At 67.5% G+C, this 18587-nt stretch carries 15 protein-coding genes and 2 CRISPR repeat arrays; of the genes, 12 read left to right on the plus strand and 3 right to left on the minus strand.

The window, feature by feature from the left end:
* Positions 1–55: 55 nt before the first annotated feature.
* From casA to cas2e, 7 genes are read left to right on the plus strand one after another with little or no spacing between them, the layout of a single operon-like run.
* Entirely contained in the window at positions 56–1717 is a 1662-nt protein-coding gene (gene casA / locus Van01_RS26990) for a type I-E CRISPR-associated protein Cse1/CasA (RefSeq protein WP_239099332.1), read from the plus strand.
* Positions 1714–2388 (plus strand): type I-E CRISPR-associated protein Cse2/CasB, encoded by a 675-nt coding sequence (gene casB / locus Van01_RS26995; RefSeq protein ID WP_204013309.1) that lies wholly within the window; start codon positions 1714–1716, stop codon positions 2386–2388. The genes casA and casB overlap by 4 nt, the downstream gene beginning before the upstream one ends.
* Positions 2385–3509: a type I-E CRISPR-associated protein Cas7/Cse4/CasC gene (gene cas7e, locus Van01_RS27000; protein ID WP_204013312.1), complete on the plus strand. Its 1125-nt coding sequence runs from the start codon at positions 2385–2387 to the stop codon at positions 3507–3509. Before casB ends, cas7e begins: the two co-directional genes overlap by 4 nt.
* Positions 3506–4207, plus strand: coding sequence for a type I-E CRISPR-associated protein Cas5/CasD (gene cas5e / locus Van01_RS27005; RefSeq protein ID WP_204013315.1), 702 nt, complete (start codon positions 3506–3508; stop codon positions 4205–4207). Before cas7e ends, cas5e begins: the two co-directional genes overlap by 4 nt.
* A gap of 2 nt (positions 4208–4209) precedes the next feature.
* A complete protein-coding gene (gene cas6e, locus Van01_RS27010) occupies positions 4210–4887 on the plus strand; it encodes a type I-E CRISPR-associated protein Cas6/Cse3/CasE (RefSeq protein ID WP_204013317.1) in 678 nt (225 codons plus the stop codon).
* Positions 4884–5852, plus strand: coding sequence for a type I-E CRISPR-associated endonuclease Cas1e (gene cas1e, locus Van01_RS27015; protein ID WP_204013319.1), 969 nt, complete (start codon positions 4884–4886; stop codon positions 5850–5852). The genes cas6e and cas1e overlap by 4 nt, the downstream gene beginning before the upstream one ends.
* Positions 5852–6259, plus strand: a complete 408-nt coding sequence (gene cas2e / locus Van01_RS27020; protein ID WP_204013321.1) for a type I-E CRISPR-associated endoribonuclease Cas2e — start codon at positions 5852–5854, stop codon at positions 6257–6259. The genes cas1e and cas2e overlap by 1 nt, the downstream gene beginning before the upstream one ends.
* Positions 6260–6465: 206 nt before the next feature.
* A CRISPR array of direct repeats spans positions 6466–7167; the repeat unit is 29 nt; unit sequence GGGATCACCCCCGCGTGCGCGGGGAGCAG.
* Positions 7168–7258: 91 nt separating this feature from the next.
* A CRISPR array of direct repeats spans positions 7259–7838; the repeat unit is 29 nt; unit sequence GGGATCACCCCCGCGTGCGCGGGGAGCAG.
* A 266-nt stretch (positions 7839–8104) separates the two neighbouring features.
* Here the strand turns inward: cas2e and Van01_RS27025 are convergent.
* Together Van01_RS27025 and Van01_RS27030 are read right to left on the minus strand one after the other, a co-directional pair.
* A complete protein-coding gene (locus Van01_RS27025) occupies positions 8105–9136 on the minus strand; it encodes a hypothetical protein (protein ID WP_204013323.1) in 1032 nt (343 codons plus the stop codon).
* Positions 9137–9316: 180 nt separating this feature from the next.
* The gene (locus tag Van01_RS27030) at positions 9317–9754 is read right to left on the minus strand and encodes a restriction system modified-DNA reader domain-containing protein (RefSeq protein ID WP_204013325.1); all 438 of its coding nucleotides are present in this window, start codon (positions 9752–9754) and stop codon (positions 9317–9319) included.
* A gap of 340 nt (positions 9755–10094) precedes the next feature.
* On the opposite strand from Van01_RS27030, the gene Van01_RS27035 reads away from it, so the two are divergent.
* The 4 genes from Van01_RS27035 (at position 10095) to Van01_RS27050 (ending at position 15104) form a co-directional block, all read left to right on the plus strand.
* Entirely contained in the window at positions 10095–11162 is a 1068-nt protein-coding gene (locus tag Van01_RS27035; protein ID WP_204013327.1) for a hypothetical protein, read from the plus strand.
* A gap of 556 nt (positions 11163–11718) precedes the next feature.
* Positions 11719–12990 carry an HsdM family class I SAM-dependent methyltransferase gene (locus Van01_RS27040; RefSeq protein ID WP_204013330.1) on the plus strand — a complete coding sequence of 424 codons (1272 nt, stop codon included), beginning with the start codon at positions 11719–11721 and terminating at the stop codon, positions 12988–12990.
* A gap of 6 nt (positions 12991–12996) precedes the next feature.
* On the plus strand, positions 12997–14160 hold the full coding sequence (locus tag Van01_RS27045; RefSeq protein ID WP_204013333.1) for a restriction endonuclease subunit S domain-containing protein: 1164 nt from the start codon (positions 12997–12999) through the stop codon (positions 14158–14160).
* Entirely contained in the window at positions 14148–15104 is a 957-nt protein-coding gene (locus Van01_RS27050; RefSeq protein WP_204013335.1) for a hypothetical protein, read from the plus strand. Before Van01_RS27045 ends, Van01_RS27050 begins: the two co-directional genes overlap by 13 nt.
* Positions 15105–16105: 1001 nt before the next feature.
* On the opposite strand, the gene Van01_RS27055 is transcribed toward Van01_RS27050, so the two are convergent.
* Positions 16106–17473, minus strand: a complete 1368-nt coding sequence (locus Van01_RS27055; protein WP_239099333.1) for a recombinase family protein — start codon at positions 17471–17473, stop codon at positions 16106–16108.
* A gap of 396 nt (positions 17474–17869) precedes the next feature.
* On the opposite strand from Van01_RS27055, the gene Van01_RS27060 reads away from it, so the two are divergent.
* Positions 17870–18535: a beta family protein gene (locus Van01_RS27060; RefSeq protein WP_272491669.1), complete on the plus strand. Its 666-nt coding sequence runs from the start codon at positions 17870–17872 to the stop codon at positions 18533–18535.
* Positions 18536–18587: the final 52 nt, after the last annotated feature.

Raw genomic sequence — 18587 nt, forward strand, 5'->3', positions numbered from 1 at the left:
TAGGCAGCATCACAATGATCCTGGTTAGATGATGCGACGAAGGAGGTGGCCAACGTTGACGAATCCGCCGGAGTGGCAGGGGTTCTCGTTGGTTGACCAGGCGTGGATTCCAGTGCTGGACATCGCGGGGAGCCGCCGCGAGGTGTCCCTGCGCGGCCTGTTCGAGCAGGCAGGCGACCTGCGCATGATCGCCTGCGCGTTGCCCACGCAGAGCTTCGCGATCCTGCGCCTCGCGTTGGCGGTCCTGCATCGCGCCACGGACGGTCCGCTGGGGGAGGCTGCCTGGCGCGCGCTGTGGCGGGGCCGTCAACTACCGACCGCCGACATCGCCGAGTATCTCGACGCCTTCCGAGACAGGTTCGACCTGCTGCATCCGCAGCAGCCGTTCTACCAGGTGGCCGACCTGCGGGCGGCGAAGGAGAACACGTACGGCCTGGAGCGGCTGATCGCCGACGTGCCGAACGGGATGCCCTTCCTGACCACCCGCGCCGGACCGGGCATGGAGTTGATCAGCCCGGCGGAGGCGGCCCGCTGGGTGGTGCACTGCCAGGCGTACGACAGCTCCGGCATCAAGACCGGAGCGGTCGGTGACCCGCAGGCCAAGAACGGCAAGGGCTATCCGATCGGCGCGGGATCCGTCGGGTGGCTGGGCGGCGTCCACTTGGAAGGCGCGAACCTGCGGGAGACCCTGCTGCTCAACCTGGTGCCGGTCGCGCCCACCTGGAGGGAAGCCGACGAGCGGGACCTGCCGGTGTGGGAACGCGAGCCGCACACCGCCGCCGAGGAGTCCGCCTCGACGCGTGGCCCGTACGGGTTGCTCAGCCTCTACACCTGGCAGTCCCGCCGCATCCGGCTGTTCGGTGATGCCGGCGGCATCACCGGAGCTTTGATCGCCAACGGCGACCGGATCGAATGGCAGGACCGGCACCTGCTGGAACCCATGAGCGTCTGGGGTCGCAGCGCACCCCGCGAACGCGACCAGAAACGCACCCCGATCTACCTGCCCCGACCGCACGACCACGGCCGGGCCCTGTGGCGCGGGCTGCAAACCCTGCTTCCCGCGCCGCCACCGCCCGGTGGTGAGCCGCCGCAGCGGCTGCCGCCGATGGTGGTGCAGTGGCTGGCCCGGCTCACCGTCACCGGCGTCGTCGGCACCGACTTCCAGACCCGCACCCGTGCCGTGAGCATCACCTACGGCGCCAAGCAGTCCGTTGTCGACGAGGTGTTCAGCGATGCGCTGACCATGAACGTGCTGCTGCTGGTGGCGGACTCGGCGCTGCGCGCGACAGCCGTCGACGCGGCCGGCGACGCCGAGGCCGCGGTGACGGTGCTGCGCAGGCTCGCCGACAACCTGGCTCGTGCCGCTGGGAGCCGGGACACCGAGGGTGGCGCCGCCGACCGCGCTGCTGAGCGCGCGTACGCCCTGCTGGACCGTCAGTTCCGCGACTGGCTGGCGCGCCTGGGTCCGGACAGCGACCCGGCCGCCGAGCGGGGCCAGTGGCAGCGGCTGGTCTGGCGGGCCATCAGTCGGCTCGGTGCCGGGCTGGTGGAAGCGGCAGGCCCGACGGCATGGGTCGGCCGCACCGGCAAGGACCGCGCCGGCCGAGATGTCCACTACTCCAGCTCGCAGGCCGAGGCGTGGTTCCGCACCGGTCTGGCCAAGGCGTTGCCGATGGGGGTCGAGTCCCCGCAGCAGAGACAGGAGCAACCAGCATGACCACGGCAGTGGAAGCCGATCCGGCGGGCCCACCCCACAAGGTGCGGTACCGGCGTCGCCGGGACCTCGGCGAGCATGTCGCCCGCACCGTCGGCCGCCTCCAGGCGCGGGCGTTGAGCACCGTGCCGCAACCCGAGGCGGTCAGCGCACTCGCGCGACTGCGGCGCGGTATCGGCCGGACCCCCGGCTTCGACTTCACCCTTGAGCGGTACGTGCAGGTGCCGGAGCACCTGCTGGGTCGCCGCCCGGCCGACGACACCGAGCCGACCGACGCCGAACAGGCCGCCCACGACGCGGTCACCCTGTACGCGCTGCACCAGCAGTCCCGTCGGGAACGCATGCACGCCGACGGACGCGGGCTGGGCCACGCCATGGCCGACCTGGTCCGCAGGTCGGCCGGGCCGGACGGGGTACGGCGACGGTTCGCCGCCCTCGGCACCGCCAGCACCTACCCCGAGAGCATCTACCACCTGCGCAGCCTGATCACGATGCTGCGGGAACACCAGATCCCACTCGACTACGGTCTGCTCGCCGACGACCTCCAGACCCTGCGCATCCCCGGCCGCCGCCCGAAGATCCAGGCGATCTGGGGGCGGGAGTTCTTCCGCAGCCGGCCCAGCACCGACGCTGACGCTCCGAACACTGACAATTCCGAGGAGGATCCGTCATGAGCCGCACCATCATCGACGTCTACGCCCTGCAGACCGTGCCGCCGAGCAACCTCAACCGCGACGACACCGGCTCACCGAAGACCGCCGTCTACGGCGGCGTGCGGCGTGCGCGGGTGTCCAGCCAGGCCTGGAAACGGGCGATCCGGCTCTCCTTTAGCGACCTGCTCGACCGCTCCCAGCTCGGCGAGCGGACCAAGCGCGTGGGGGAGTCCCTCGCCGCGCGGATCCGGGCGCTCGACCCGAGCATGTCCGAGGAAGCAGCGTCAGCGCTGGCCGCCGACACCTTCGTGGCTGGTGGGCTGGCCAAGGTCGACAAGAAGAAGGGCGAGCTGAAGGACGTCGAGTCCGGCTACCTGCTGTTCCTGAGCCACCGCCAGCTGGACAACCTCGCCGCCGCCGCGCTGGAAGCGGCGCAGACCGGCGGCACCCTCGACAAGGCCCGGTTCAAGGCGCTGGTCGACTCGGAGCATTCCGTCGACATCGCGATGTTCGGGCGGATGGTCGCCGACATGACCGACATCAACGTCGACGCTGCCTGCCAGGTCTCCCACGCCATCAGCGTCCACGCCGTCGACAACGAATTCGACTACTTCACCGCCGTCGACGACCGCAAAGCCGACGCCGCCGAAACCGGCGCCGGCATGATCGGCACCGTCGAATTCAACTCCTCCACCCTGTACCGGTACGCCACCGTGGACGTCGACGCGCTACACCGCACCCTCGGCGACGCCACAGCCACCCGGGCCGCCGTCGAAGCGTTCCTGACCGCATTCGCCCGCAGCATGCCGACCGGAAAGCAAAACACCTTCGCCCACCGCACGCTCCCCGACGCCGTGCTGGTCCGGCTGCGCGACACCCAGCCGATCAACCTCGTCGGCGCCTTCGAGACACCCATCCGGGAGACCCACGCCGCCGGACGCATCGAACTGGCCGCCGAGGCACTAGCCAAGCACACCGTGGCGGTCGAGAGCGCCTACGGGGAACGACCCGCCGGTGCCTGGGTCACCCAGGTCGGCGAGCGGACCGCAGTCCTGGCCGACCTGGGCAAGGCAGTCACCTTCAGCGAACTCGTCGCCGCCGTGGGAGAGCAGGTCACCGTGGCACTCGGGCAGCCGGCATGAGTGTGCTGCTGCTGAAACTGGCCGGCCCACTGCAATCGTGGGGCTCGTCCAGCCGCTTCGCCCGACGAGGCACCGAGGTCGCACCGACCAAGAGCGGCGTCATCGGCCTGCTCGCCGCCGCCAAGGGCATGAGACGCACCCAACCGCTCACCGACCTGCTGGGCCTCCAGTTCGGCGTACGCCTGGACCAGCCCGGCCAGATCCTGCGCGACTTCCAGACGGCCCGATCCCTCGACGGCCGCCGCAGCGCACCACTGACCTACCGCTTCTACCTGTCCGACGCGGTCTTCCTCGCCGCCGTCAGCGGCGAACAGACCCTACTGACCGGCCTGGCCGAAGCACTGGACCGCCCCCAGTTCCCCCTCTACCTCGGCCGTCGATCCTGCCCACCGGTCGGCCCGATCAACCTCGGCGTCCACGACGACACCCTCGACGACGCGTTGACCCAGTGGCCCTGGCTCGCCGCCAACTGGCACCGCAAGAAGGCCGCCCACACCGTCCGCCTGGAAATCATCCGAGACGCGCGCCCAGGGGAGCCGGTCACCGAAACCGTTCCCGACGAGCCGGTCAGCTTCGACCCCGCACATCGGCAACACACCTGGCGCTCCGTGGTGCGCCGGCACGTCGACGTCACCAACGACCTCGCGGAACGGGCCGGTATCACCGAGCACGACCCGCTGAGCCTGCTGGGAGGCTGAGCATGTTCCTCACCCGGTTCCAGATCAACGCCGCCCGCCGCAACGCCCGCAAGCTTCTCGCCTCGCCACACGCCATGCACGCGGCCGTCCGCACCGCCTTCGCCGACGCCGCCGACTACGAGCGCCCCGGCGTTCGTACGCTATGGCGCCTCGACACCCCGGCCACCGCCACCGTCCACCTCTACATCGTCAGCCCTGGACGACCCGACCTCACCCACCTCGTCGAGCAGGCCGGCTGGCCCACCAGCGACGAAGCCTGGACCACCCGGGAGTACGACGGCCTGCTCGCCTCGCTGCGACCGGGACAGCAGTGGGCGTTCCGCCTCACCGCCAACCCGACCCACAGCGGACGAAAAACCGCCGAGGCGAAGGAGACGCAACGCTTCGGCTACCTCCGCGAGCACGAACAAACCGCATGGCTACTCGCCCGGGCCGAGCGACATGGCTTCGCCCTCGCGACACAGCAGGACGGCCGCCCCAACCTGCGGTTGCACCGGCGCCAGACGCAGTCCTTCAAACGCGGCATGGGAACCGTCACCCTCACCACGGCCACCTACGACGGCATCCTCCAGGTCCTCGACGCCGACGCCTTCCGAAGCGCGTTGACCAGCGGGATCGGGCACGCCAAGGCATACGGCTGCGGCCTGCTCACCCTCGCTCCCGTCCAGGGCCGCCCGTGAAGATCCCCGGCGTCCCACCGGCGGAACTGGCCGACCTCAACCGCGCGCAGGACCGGCTCAGCTTCATCTACCTCGAACGCTGCGTCATCCACCGCGACAGCAACGCGATCACCACAACCGACGACAAAGGCGTCACCCACATCCCGGCCGCCACCCTCGGCGTGCTGATGCTCGGACCGGGCACCAGCATCACCCAGCAAGCGATGATGCTGCTCGCCGACAACGGCGCCACCGCGGTCTGGGTCGGCGAACACGGCGTGCGCTACTACGCCCACGGACGCCCCCTGGCCCGATCCAGCCGACTCCTCGTCGCCCAGGCCGCCGCGGTCACGCACCGCGACCGGCGGCTCCAGGTCGCGCGGGAGATGTATCGGATGCGCTTCCCCGGCGAAGACACCACCGCCCTCACCATGCAGCAACTCCGCGGCAAAGAGGGAGCCCGAGTACGCCGCAGCTACCGCGAGCACGCCAAGCGGACCGGTGTGAACTGGAACAACCGCGAGTACAACCCGGACGACTTCACCGACAGCGATCCGGTCAACCAGGCATTGTCCGCCGCCCACGCCTGCCTGTACGGCGTCGTGCACGCCGTCATCGTCGCTGTCGGCGCCTCACCGGGCCTCGGCTTCGTCCACACCGGGCACGACCGATCCTTCGTCTACGACATCGCCGACCTCTACAAGGCCGACATCACCATCCCGGTCGCCTTCGATATCGCCGCCAGCGGGTCGACCGACATCGGCGCGGACACCCGCCGTGCCGTCCGCGACCGCATCCACGACGGCGCCTTCCTCTCCCGCTGCGTACGCGACATCCGCACTCTGCTGCTCAATCCGGGCCCGACCGGGCCGATCGATGAGGAGTGGCTCGATGAGGAGGCAGAGAGCGACACCGTACGCCTGTGGGACGACAGCGGCTACGAACTCACGAGTGGCCGCAACTACGGCGGAGAAGCCGACTTCTGATGACCGTCATCATCCTTACCGCCTGCCCCGAAGGGCTGCGCGGCCATCTGACTCAGTGGCTGCTGGAGATATCCGCCGGCGTGTACGTGGGCCACGTGAACAGCCGAATCCGGCAACGCCTCTGGGCCAAAGTTGTCGAGATGGCCGGGCCTGGCCGAGCCCTGCTCGTCCATCAACAGCCAGGTGAACAACGGCTGCGCTTCCAGGTTCACGACCACCACTGGCAGCCTGTCGACCTCGACGGCATCACGCTGATCCGTCGACCCACCGACCGACGGACCTACAACCCCGCCCTGTCCCGCGGCTGGAGCAAAGCATCAAAACGCCGGCGCTTCGGACATCGTTCTCCAGAAACTCGGCCACACCTCGGTGGCGCTCCCAAACAAGGTGAGGAAGACACCGGTTAGCCGAACCTACAAGGTCCAGATTGAAAGTTCGGCTTCCATGTGGGCGGGAGCAGTTGAGACTGCTCCGGAGGTTGGACATCTACCCGCATCACCCCCCGCGTGCGCGGGGAGCCGGGCACGAACAGGGCGAGCATTGTCCCGTAGGTGGGGTCCCCCGGCGTGCGCGGGGAGCACGTTCGTTGCGGTGACGCCTCGTGCCTCCACAAGGGATCACCCCCGCGTGCGCGGGGAGCAGGGAATCCAGATCGTGGAATTCGACCGCGCGGAAGGATCACCCCCGCGTGCGCGTGGAGCAGGGCCACGATCCGGTTCCGCAACGACGACCGCCGGGATCACCCCCACCTGCGCGGGGAGCAGGTCGGACGGGTTCGGCCGTACCGTGTCCCCGGGGGATCACCCCCGCGTGCGCGGGGAGCAGGGCGAACATCTGCCACTCACTGACGCCGACACGGGATCACCCCCGCGTGCGCGGGGAGCAGTCCTTCCCTCTCACATGACCGCCGAGTCGTTCGGGATCACCCCCGCGTGCGCGGGGAGCAGGACTACAGCGAGGTCTTCGCCCAGAGGGTCCGGGGATCACCCCCGCGTGCGCGGGGAGCAGGACCAGTACGCGGACAGAAGGTCCGCCGTCACGGGATCACCCCCGCGTGCGCGGGGAGCAGGCGCCCTCCCGGCCCAGCGGGTCATTCAGATAGGGATCACCCCCGCGTGCGCGGGGAGCAGGCGTTGACAGGCCTGGCTGGCGGCGTGTTGTTGGGATCACCCCCGCGTGCGCGGGGAGCAGGGTGAACAGATCCTTCAGTCGCAGCTCTCCTGGGGATCACCCCCGCGTGCGCGGGGAGCAGGACATTGAGCCTCGGCCAGGCATCCCAGCGGGCGGGATTACCCCCGCGTGCGCGGGGAGCAGACGAGGGGAGGCCGCACCATGGCCCGCAAGCCGGGATCGCCCCGCGTGCGCGGGGAGCAGGGGCCTAGGGTCTTGATCAAGACGTGACTTCCGGGATCACCCCCGCGTGCGCGGGGAGCAGCGACGTCGGCGCGTACGTTTGCCGCGTCCACGTGGGATCACCCCCGCGTGCGCGGGGAGCAGTTCGCCCGTCCACACACGCACGGCACGAGTCCGGGATCACCCCCGCGTGCGCGGGGAGCAGCGGGTGGTGCTGTCAACTGCGTGACCAGGGGTGGGATCACCCCCGCGTGCGCGGGGAGCAGGCAACCTGTCGTTGTTCCATACCCAACAACGGGGGATCACCCCCGCGTGCGCGGGGAGCAGCGGCACATCAAGGGCCCCTACCGCCGCCGGGCGGGATCACCCCCGCGTGCGCGGGGAGCAGCGCGCGCGAGCGTCGGCGTCGTATGGCTGGAGGGGATCACCCCCGCGTGCGCGGGGAGCAGCGCGTACGCCCGGGTGGCTGAGGCTGGCGGTCGCGGATCACCCCCGCGTGCGCGGGGAGCAGACCAGCAACAGCAACGGCACGTTCACGCTGTCGGGATCACCCCCGCGTGCGCGGGGAGCAGTCGACCCGCTCTACTTCCAGCTCGCCGTCAGCGGGATCACCCCCGCGTGCGCGGGGAGCAGGCTTCTTGACCTGCAGCGCTATAGATCAACTGCTCTGATTTCCTTCACTTCGCAAGACCAACTCCTTCGGGCTGGCGCTGTCAGGGCGGCGGGTGACCGTTGGCGTGCGGCAGGAAGCAGCGTACCGGGCGATTCGCGGGCGAAGGGGTCGTCGACTCGTACCTGCTTTGAGAGCACCACGTGTTGGTCGCCGCTCGTGGTTGCTGCCGCCGGTCGCCCGCTCCGTCGGCGGCCGCTACGCCTCCTCCTTAAGCAGCGATCGGACCTTAGGCGAGTTGATCCGCACAGCCTGCCAGGAAGCGGTTGACAGCAGCACGGGCCGGCATGTCGTCCATAGACAGCAGACAAGGGATTTTGGCGATCTGGCGATGCATCACGTCGTCGGCCTGGTCACGAAAGGCTACTAGCCGCTTGACGTACCTGCCGTCGGTCCGACCCCACGGATGGTTGTTAGCAACCTGCGCGAACGACGACTGACCAAACAGCGGCGGTACGTGATCCAGCAGGGCACGCAACAACGCGTGTGCCGCGTATGCGTTGCCGGCACGGCAGTTGTCATCGAGCTCACGCAGGAGAACGAGGAACTTCGTGCAATCCCATCGCCGTCCGTTTGCCTGCTTGATGAGGTCGAAGATGCGCTCGTCGATGTAGCTGCCCGCTTCCTCAGGAGAGTGGGGCGACGGCTCAGCACGTGGTTCAACGTTGGGCGCATGAGGCCCGAGCCAGCCCGCTGTCGCCTCGAGGAAGTCGTCGACGCTCCTCACACGCAAGAAATGCCTGACATCTCGACCAACCTTCACGTGCCAGTTGTCGCTATCGAGTGCACGCCAGCTGCCTTCTCCGCCCCACCGCTCCCAGTAGAGCACCTCGAAGAGCCTGCGAAGCTGGCGTGCCTCTCGTAAGGGCACACGGAGGCCTCTCGCAAGCATGGCTCGGGTTACCGTCAGTGTCGTCTCGCCTGGCTCGGGGTCATGCTGTTCCTCGTATCGCGCTAACCAGCGCAGGGCGCGGAGGAAGAGTTCAACATCGTCCTGGCCTCCATTGCAGCGCTCCATGCCGGCTAGCGTGAGCCGCATCAGGTCGTGGCCCCTGGGCGCGACGCCCCGCGGTGCATGAGTCACTAAAAGCATTTCGGGAATCCCGACGGCCACCTGGGCGACGTCAATCTTCGCCGCTCGCCTGAGCTGGCGGTCTACGCGGTCGAACTCTGGCCATACCCCGTGGCTGCGGAAGTGGTCGTACAGGGCCTGGAGGACCGTCCCCTGCGGATCCTCGACCGACGAGTGCGCGGAAGCCACTCCTTGCTTCCTTCCCTTAATTGATTCGAACACCTGCTGAAGCAGCGGGCGGGTCATTGCCGGCTGGCGCCGCAGCGGTAACTGAAGCCCGGGGCATGTCGACAGAAACCCAACGACGAGGTCCGCCTACGCAGAGGCTCTGACGACCAGAAGTCGATGCCCCGGTGGACTGGTGCTTGTTCAGCGGCCTCCCCGGCCGGCAGCGCCGCTCTCCGCGCGCAGTCGTCGAAGGGACTTCCCCGTCGGGTCATGAATCCAGTACGCCCACCCGTCGATCGACGTACCCACCAGCTTGCCCAGCGCCGGCGAGGGCTCCTTGTATCGGCCGAGTTCGGTCCTTATCCAGCCATCGGTCTCGACGGTCGCGGCGAAGCGCCGCCCTTTTCGCACCTGGACGTGGCTCAGAGTGTCGCCCGCCTTCACAAACCCTTTCTCGATGAGGGCCGTGAGAGCTCCTGGGATGGACGGCGCGGCCGGGCTGGGACCTCCCGAGCTTCCCGGGGTGGAGTGGCTCTTTTCTAGGAGCATCCGCCTGAGGACGTCGTTCGGCTGCTCGAAGCCCTTGACGTTCCGCTCCAGTTCGGCGTACACGTCGTCATCGATCTCGATCCGCCGCACGCTGTCCCCAATCTGCCAGTCTGTAGACACAAGGATTCTGCCAGACTGACAGAGGGAAGAGCAAGTGGATCCATCTAGTCCTGCCTCAACACCCACCCCGTAACGTCCCGCCGATCTACCTGATCGGCGCTGACCCGGCAAGACCCACCCAGGGCAAGCTCGCGCCCGGTTGTGGGAGTTTGGGGGGTCTCGCGGGGAGGGGGGCCGCGGTCGGCCAGGATCCGGCACCAGCGCTCCGATGCTCCGGCGTGGGCTCGAGCGGGTCGGCGCCGACTCGGGCATGACCGCTGCCGAAAATGAATGGCGGAAGTGTCGTACCCAAGGTGCACACTTGGCAGCTATGTGGGACGTGACCGGCGGCTCGTGGGACGGCTTCGCCAAGTTCCGGATGGCGCAGGGTGCAAGCATCGTTGGCCGTGACGGCGACTCGTTCGAGGTGCGGGTGAGCATCCCGAGCGACGAGCATGGCTTCTTCGGTCGGCAGTGTCCGAGCTGCCGGCAGATCTTCCGGGTCGATGGCGATGATTACGAGGCTCTGCCCGATGATCTTGAACTTTGGTGTGTGTACTGCGGCCACCACGAAGACCACAGCGAGTTCATGACCCAGCAGCAGCTCGACCGGGCAATGCGCGCGGCCGGGGACCTCGGGATGCAGATCGTCGGGCAGGCGCTCGATGACGCGTTCAGCCGCTTCCGGTCGCCGCGGCGGCGGTCGTCGCGGTCGAGATCCGGGTTCAGCATCCGCATCCAGTACAGGTCGAAGCCGTTCTACCCGGAGCCGTTGCCGGCCATCGACGAGGAGAAGCTGATCCGGGTCCGGAACTGCGCGGGCTGTTCGCTGCGGTACGCGGTGTTCGGCGAGCATCGCTTCTGCCCGGTGTGCGGGACGCTGCCGGCCATGGTGGTGGCGCTGGATGCGCTGAGCGCCGAGACGGCACGGCTGGACGGCCTGGAAGAGTTGCCCGCGGAGACGGCTGCCAGCTTGCGCGAGCAGGGCGTGTTCACCCGGTTGTGGGTTGACACCCTGAAAAACTTGGTCGGGATCGTAGAGGCTCTTGGCTCGGCGGTGTTCCGCGATGCCGTCGTCGACGCACAGCAGCGGCTCAACGGCAAGGGCAACGTCTTCCAACGGCTGGCTGACACCGCGGACCTGTTCGTCGCGGCCGGATACCCGGACCTGCGTACCGTGCTCGAGCCCGACCGGTGGGAGCGGCTGATCGAATTCTGGGCGATGCGGCACGTGTTCACACACAACGACGGGCTCGTCGACGCGAAATTCCTGACGAAGGTCCCTGCCAGTACAGCCCGTTTCGGCCAGCGCCTCACCCTCACCGAGCGGCAGTGCCGGCAGGCCATCACCGACGCCGAGGCGCTCTGCCATGCCCTCACCGCGTTGACCATTCCCTGATCGGGGCGGGCGGCGATCCCACGCGCGGCCTGCTGTGGCTTTACGGCGGTGGCCGGGCACATTGGCGAGCACGACAGCTGCGGTGACGCACGTCATGGCGCCGTGAGGAAGACGCCGCGGTAGCCGCCAGTGGCGGTGGGCAGCGCGGTGGCGGCCAGCGGGTGATGCCCTTGGCGATGGGGATCGGCACGACCGAGGCGCCAACGTCGGTGGCGTAGCGCCGGGAAGGGATCTGCGTGTGCAACCGGAAGCCCGCGAGGTGTCTGACGTGAGTCAGGTCCGAGCACGGCTGCAACTGCACGGATTCAGCAGGTCTGGGCCTGACCGCATGCGAGCCGGCGCGTTCACCGCGGGACGCGCACGGGCAGAGCTCGACGAGAAGGTGCAGGCGTGGAACACCAGGTAATCCCGCCCCGGCTACTGATGGCGCTCGTGCCAGTGCCGGACTCCGCCGCGAGCCTATCGGAGCTGGGTAGCTACCTGAACAGTGCCAAGGCGCGGATCATGTGCCGTGATAGCATCCCCGGCCTGCTTGAGTTGGGAGGAGGGGAATCAGATGGTTGAGGAACGGGAAGGCCGCGCCGAAATCCGCGCCAAGCTGCAGGCTGCCGGCTATCGGCTGGTCCAGCTTGATCCTAAGATCGACAGCCACTCCAGCCGCCGAGTTGACGCGCTCGCCTACGCCGCGAACGCTGACGGCGACCTCGTCCCGTGGCTCGCTGTCGAGGTCAAGAGCGGCGCAAACGTCAAGCCCCAAGTAGCGCTCTCGCAGCTGCGCAAGTGGCGTGAGCTGCTCGGCACGGTGGAGCACTATGCAGTTATCAATAGCCAGTGGTTCCGTGCCGACCGGAGCATGCGCTCGATGGTGCCCGTCAATGGCCCGGTGGTTCCGGTCCACGGTGACTTTGGATCCCTGACGGATCCTGCACTGGCCACCGCACTCTTGATGGATCGCCTGTGGTTCGAGGCGGAAAAGGCCCGCAGCAAGGGTCATCGCGACATCTTCTTCCCGCCGGCAGAATTGCTGGCGGAGACGGCGACTCCCGGGATCGAAACCGCCAGCGGCGAGTTCGTTCCGGTGCGTCACGACGTGCTTTGGCAGGCCCGGCGTCGAGCGCTCGCGTCCTTCGCCCTCAAGGGACCACAAGCCGAGGAACACACAACCGCTCCGGTGATCGCCGACGCTGTCGGCCGCCTCATCGGCAAGAAGCTCGTCGGCACAGTTCTTGATCCCTTCTGCGGCACAGGCAACTTCCTTTGGGCCGCGATGGATCGCGCACGGGATCTGGACGGTCCGGTCGAGTTCGTCGGGCAGGAGATCAACACGCAGCTTGCCGAGCTTGCCGAGCAGATTGCTCGGACTGCGCCGGCGCCGGCCACGATCACCACTGGCGACGCCTTCACCACGGAGCTCCCCGAGGCGGACGTCATCGTGACGGCCCCACCATTCGGACCTCCGATGCGGCGGCCGTGGACCCTGCCCACTGGGGTGCCTGCACGAGAGATTGAGGTTGCTGCGATCGACCTATGCGTGCGCAAGCTGCGCCCCGGTGGCCGCGCGGTGTTCCTGCTGCCGAACAACATCACGTTCAAGCAGACGCTGGAGTCGTACCGCCGGTACCTCGCGAGTGAGTACCGGGTCGGTGCCCTGATCGGCCTCCCGGCGGGTGCGCTCGAGGGCACCACAATCCGCGCTGTGCTGCTGGTGATCGACCGCGCCGAGCCCGGGGAGACGTTTGTTGCCCAGCTTGGCGAGGACTGGGCGGCTCAGCTCTCAGAGACCGGCGCGGCCATGAACGCGGCGCTTGAGCACCTGGACGGCGAGTAGATCGCCATGTTCACCAGTGCAATTCTCGATTTGCGGCTCCAGCGGAACTGGGAGCCCGGTCGCCTCACCGCCGAGGCCTTCCGCTGGCCCGCCTCGGATCCCGAGGTTCCGCTCCGCAAGCTCACAACCCGTCTCGCTCCGGGCTCATTCGCGGACTCCGGGTCACCGGTGGTGACTCCTGCGAGCATTGACCCCGACGGCGGCGGCGTCCGGCGACGAAGCAAGAAGTACCAGGGCGCGGTCTTCCAGGTTGGTACCGAGCTACGTCCCGGAGACGTGTTGGTGCCGCGCGTCGGCCTCGGCCCGGCCGTGCTGGTCTCTGAACACCTCCGCGGCGCGCTAGTTGCCGCGCGCTTCTCAGCATTGCGCCCGCTCGACTCCGAGCTCGGCCTGTGGCTCTGGGCCGTACTGAGCAGCGAAAGCGGGCACCGCCTGCGGGCCAATCTCTCGCAGGGGGCTTCCCTAGCTGCTGTCGAGGCGTCGTCGCTTCTTGATGCCACCGTTCCAGTCCCGCCAATCGAACGACTGCGCCGGCTCACCGGCCCCCTCCGTGCCATTGAGGACTCGACACACGTCGACGAGGAAGAGGCAGTTGAGACTTGGTGGCAGACGACCGATCTGCGGACGACCGAGTGGCGCATGGCGCTCGCGACGCCAGACCCGTCAGTCCTGACTGCAGGCGAGCCGCTGGCGAACTTCTGCGTTGAGATTGTGCGGGGCAGGAACACGGGCATGCTTGCCATTGAGGAAGAGGCACCGGGCTACCTGCCCGTCGCCGACGTCTCGATGCTTGGCGGAAAGGCTCCCCGTCGGTGGGCGCCCGAGGAAGAGAGGAACCAGACGGTCGCGCAGCCGGGCGACCTCCTGGTGGCGGCCGTCGGGAATCTGCCGCACGCTCGCATTGCCGATGCTCGCGTGGTCGCTGACAGCCACGTCCTGGTGCTCCGGCTGCGAGATCCCTCGCTCGGCCCCGCGTTGGCGCACTACCTCAACGGGCAGGATGCGTACAGGGTGCGACAGGTGTTCACCGTCGGGGCGCAGATCCCGTCGATTTCCGCCACCGACCTTGGGCGCATCCCGGTGCCCGCGGCGGCTCTGGAGCCGGTCGAAACGTCGGCAGTCGTCCTTCCGCTGGCCCAGCGTCTGGAGCTGGTCCTGTGGGAGAGCTGACCTGTCAGCTCTCGCCGCTGGTCTTCGCGGAGCTCTATCACCTGCTCTTAGCGAGCGGTGACCTACATGATGAGCTGGGCGAACGCCTCGGAGAGTTCGGATGCGACTTGGAGTGGCTCGCGGCCCGGGCGCAGGACTACGACGCCAAGTGGTGCTTCGACGCGCCCTCGCTTGAGGCGGCGGCTGCCGACGACTTGGCCTTGTCCCTGGAGCACTCTGTACTCGCCACCTGGCTGCTCGCCGGCCTCCGCAACACTGGGTTCTCCGATGAGCTCTCCTCGAATCTCGTAGAAGCAGTCCAGCGGCGCATGGACACCGATGCGCCCCAGCTGACCGTACGTCCCCAGTCGCTCTCACCAATCATTCGCGGCTGGACGCTCGGCATGGTGCCCGGCACGCTCGATCCGTCACTGCCGATGGTGCCGGCCTGGTATCCAACGGACCCGCACATCACGGCGGCGTACAAGGGACTTGTCGAGCAGGTCCTACACCTCCAGGACATCGCCGAGCCGTGGCCAGAGCTGGCAGGCACCGCGCTCTACGTGCGAACCGGCGGCCTCGCCGAGGCACTTCGGCCTGCCCCCGAACCGGCCCCGGGTGAGCGGAAGCGTGGCCTCCAGTACTCCATCGACCTTCTCATGAGGGAGGCGAAGCCGCAGGCGCCGCTCCACGTGTGGGACCGCATTCGCGGCAACTGGATGGACTGGGTCACCAGGCGAAACGTTCTCACGCACGTCAAACCCGGCGAGGACTCCACGTCGACCTTTGAGGACAATGCTGCTCAGGTGCGCACCTGGTACGAGGTTCAGTTGACCGTCCTCGGGATTACGCAGTTCATCTGTCAGGAGGTCTCGCTTGAGCTCCAGGAGACCGTCCCGCCCGGTCTGCGCAACAACGACCCGTGGGAGTACCTGCAGTACGACGTGAAGACGAAGTGGGATTGACCGCTCCATGGCCCGCGCAGTCTCGCTGCCGCCGTCCCGGCTGCTCTGCCGAATCTCGCTCGAACACTGAAGGGCGCCGGTGCCAGTCGGTGGGTTCGCCTGCCTGTTGCGCAACCTCGTCACACCTCATCGACGTACCCTCGTCCTGTCCATCTGCTTCGTTGGGACGAAGCTCAACAGCCGGAACTCACTGCAGGCTGAGTCCTGATGCGATACACGGGAATCCGCCCGCCGCGAGCTTGATCAGATAGCTGGGTGGCGACACCCCATTGCAGGTTTGCAACTGTCTCGTCCGCGATGTCGATGCCGAGCCTGTCGCTCGCCGCGTCAGCTAGCTCTATGAGCGCGAGGCACGGCCCGCGCGCCGCAAGAACCGGAACCCGGCGGACACCACCCGCATGCGCCCCGATCTAGTGATCCATCGTAGAGGGCGGGGCGGCCGCACCAACACCCTCCTCTTCCTCGAGGTCAAGCCGTGGGGTCGGTGCTAAGCCGCTCCATGTGGGATCTGCAGTGTTCGGCCCATCGGAGATACTCCGGATCATCTCCGGCGGGTATCTGGCGGCTCTGAGCTCGCCGCCGCGGCCTTCGACGTCATCGGCTCCGCGACCATCTCGCTGATCCTGCATGGTGCCTGTCCGACGACCAACACACCGGCCGCAACAATAAAGTCGAGTATTGCTCTGGTGGGTTGCAAGGGATCCCACCGAGCCGCACCGGGCTTGTGTCTCGATCCCGAGCCAACAAACGTTGTTGCGCACCAACCCAGTGACGGAGCGCGGCATCCACGGTATAGTGACAAAGGTGTACAGTGACAGTACCCGGGGATAGGCTTTAAGTAGCAACACAACCGGCAAGGCGTTGAAACAAAAAGAGCGGCGCTCCAAGCACTCCCCAACTGGGTCGAGCAGGAACGCCGCAATACGAAGGCTTTAAGCCAACGGGATCAACGCCGATAGGGTGGGACCCGGTTGGGTTTTGGTTTGTGTTGCTCGGACACGTTAACCCCCACCAAAGCCGTTCATGTTTTCGAGCGGTTCGGGTGGGGGTCGTTGCTTTTGGCGCGGGATTCCTGCTGGCGACGGCTGGCGGCCGAGGGTGATGGTGTCGGCATCGCAGGTGAGGGTGATCTGGTTCGCCCGCAGATAGGCGGCGATGGCTCGTGGGCCGTCGTCGGCTTCTGTCGTTCGGTCGTGGAGTTGCCGTGCGATGCGGGCGAGGAGCAGGTCTTCGCGTAGGTACAGCGGTTTGGGCCGGCCAGGTTGTGGTGGGCTGGCGCTGGTGTGGCCGTGTCGGCACCGGTAGCCGGATCGTCCGTGTATCCAGTGTGCGTCGGCCTGTCGGCCGCAGGTTCGGCAGATGACCAGTCCGGTGAGTAGGTACCGGCGTGGTTGGCCGTCCTCGGGTGTGGCGACGGCGTTGACGGTTTGGGCTTGGACGAAGTCCGTCTCGCTGACCAGCGGCGGGTGCACCAACCGGGTGGACAGTATCCACTGGTCTCGTGGATTCCATCGCCGTACCGATCCTCGGCTGGTGCGCCGGTCTCCGGGCTCTGTTTCCTGGTGGTCGGTGTGCTGCCGGTTCCACACCTGCCGTCCGGTGTAGCGGGGGTTGGCGAGGATTTCGGCGACGGTCCGTACTGTCCAGCCTTCTGCTGTCCGGTGCGGGTTGCGGGTGCGGTCGTACTGCGATGGGGATGGCACACCCAGGTGGTTGAGGGTGCGGGCGATGCCGGCGGCGCTGGTTCCGGCGATCCGCTGGGCGAAGATCGATTGTACGTGTGGTGCGGTGATCGGGTCGGGTTCGAGTCGGTGTAGTCGGCGTCCCCAGCGGGCGTGTGCGGTGTTGGGGTGGGGTCCGGCGTCGGCGAGGCGGTAGCCGTAGGGTGGCCGTCCGCCGAGGTGGCGGCCCTGGTCGCGGGCTTGGGCGCGCATGGCCATCGTGGTGCGGAACCGGGCGCGCAGGACCTCCCGTTCCGACTGATGTCCGAGCAGCATGGCCAGGGCTTGGTGGGTGGGGTCGTTCAGGTCGATGGGTCCGCGGGTCTCGGGGAGCCACAGTTGGATCTCGTGAGCGGCCAGCATGGCGGCGACGTGGGTGAGTTGGTCACCGTGGAAAGCGCGTTCGTACTCGCCGATGATCACCGCGTCGAACATCCGGCACTGCCCGGTGGCGGCGGTCAATAGTGCGGCGGCTTGCGGGCGGGCGTGCCACGGCACCCGCCGGGAGCAGCCGATGTCGAAGTACTCGGCGACGATCTTCCCCTGGTAGGTGATGGTCCGATGTGCCGAGTCGAGTTGCCAAGCCCGTGACGAGGCGGCGTCCTGGTAGTCGGCGGTGGAGATCCGCCCGTAGAACGCGAACCGCAAACCGCCGACAGTAGGTGGTGGCCGGTGCCCTCGGACTCGGGGTTGCGTGTTGTGCAGCCATCCGGCCAGGAGGTCGGGCTGGTTGACTCTCGCCGTAGCGCCCATGGAGATCACCTCGATGCGACACCTCATCCTGTTCAACGAACCACGCACGTACCGATGACCTGTCTGGACCAGTCAGACCGGGAAACACATCAACCGCTCTACGACAGCAGGGACACCTCAGCAACCTCGCTGTTGACCACCCCCGTGCTAACGGAGTGGCTCACTGTCGTGAACAGCGGACTCAAAGATCAAATTCGACCCATCGCGCGCCCGACGTTTGGCTCCGGGATGTGCCAGTGGCCGTTGGCTTAAACGTCTCGCGGGCCGAGGCCGACTCAATCGGCTTTCGTGGTGAACGAAAGTCCTTGGGCTCGCGACGTCTCGACTGCCCGCCAGAGCAAGGACGGGGAGTTGTCAATCGGTCACCTAACGTTGACCATAGATAGAGGTGACGTGTTCGAGGTGCGATCCGAACGCGATCTGACCAGAGTCGAGCCGATCGTCCGCAAATGCGTGTCCTGGGCTCTGCGCTACCGTTGGCGTTCGATTACGGTCGCCGCCGGTGCCATGCCGCAGAGCATCTCGCACCTCCCGGTCTACACGCCCACACCGCTGCGGCGCTGGGACCTGCAACTGTGGCAGCGCGTGTGGGACCTCGGCATCCACTACGCGGACTACGGTATCGCCCATCCAGGAGCGGCCGGAGCTGCCTGGCGACCTATGCCGAGTCTGCGCTACACCCACGATGAGGTGTGGTGGATCTACCGTTGGCCACAAGGCAAGACCGACAGACCTGCGATGTACGACCTGTGCAACGCGCTGGTGGTCTCCGACCACTGGCATCCAGAAGGACGAGACTTTTCCTGGGGCGACCATCAGATTGCGGCGCGGGCGGAGGGCGTCGGCGGGCCCGGCAACGCCTCAAACTGGCACGCATGGGCTACCTCGCACCACCTCGCACAGGTCATAGATCAAATCCAAAGATCCGGTCATGCCGACCTGCGCTCCAACTTGTGATCGGCCGCAGTTCGACGGGCTCTACGAGTACCACCGCCGCGCGCTGCTCTTA

Origin of the sequence: Micromonospora andamanensis (assembly GCF_016863495.1) — a bacterium.
Taxonomy (GTDB): domain Bacteria; phylum Actinomycetota; class Actinomycetes; order Mycobacteriales; family Micromonosporaceae; genus Micromonospora; species Micromonospora andamanensis.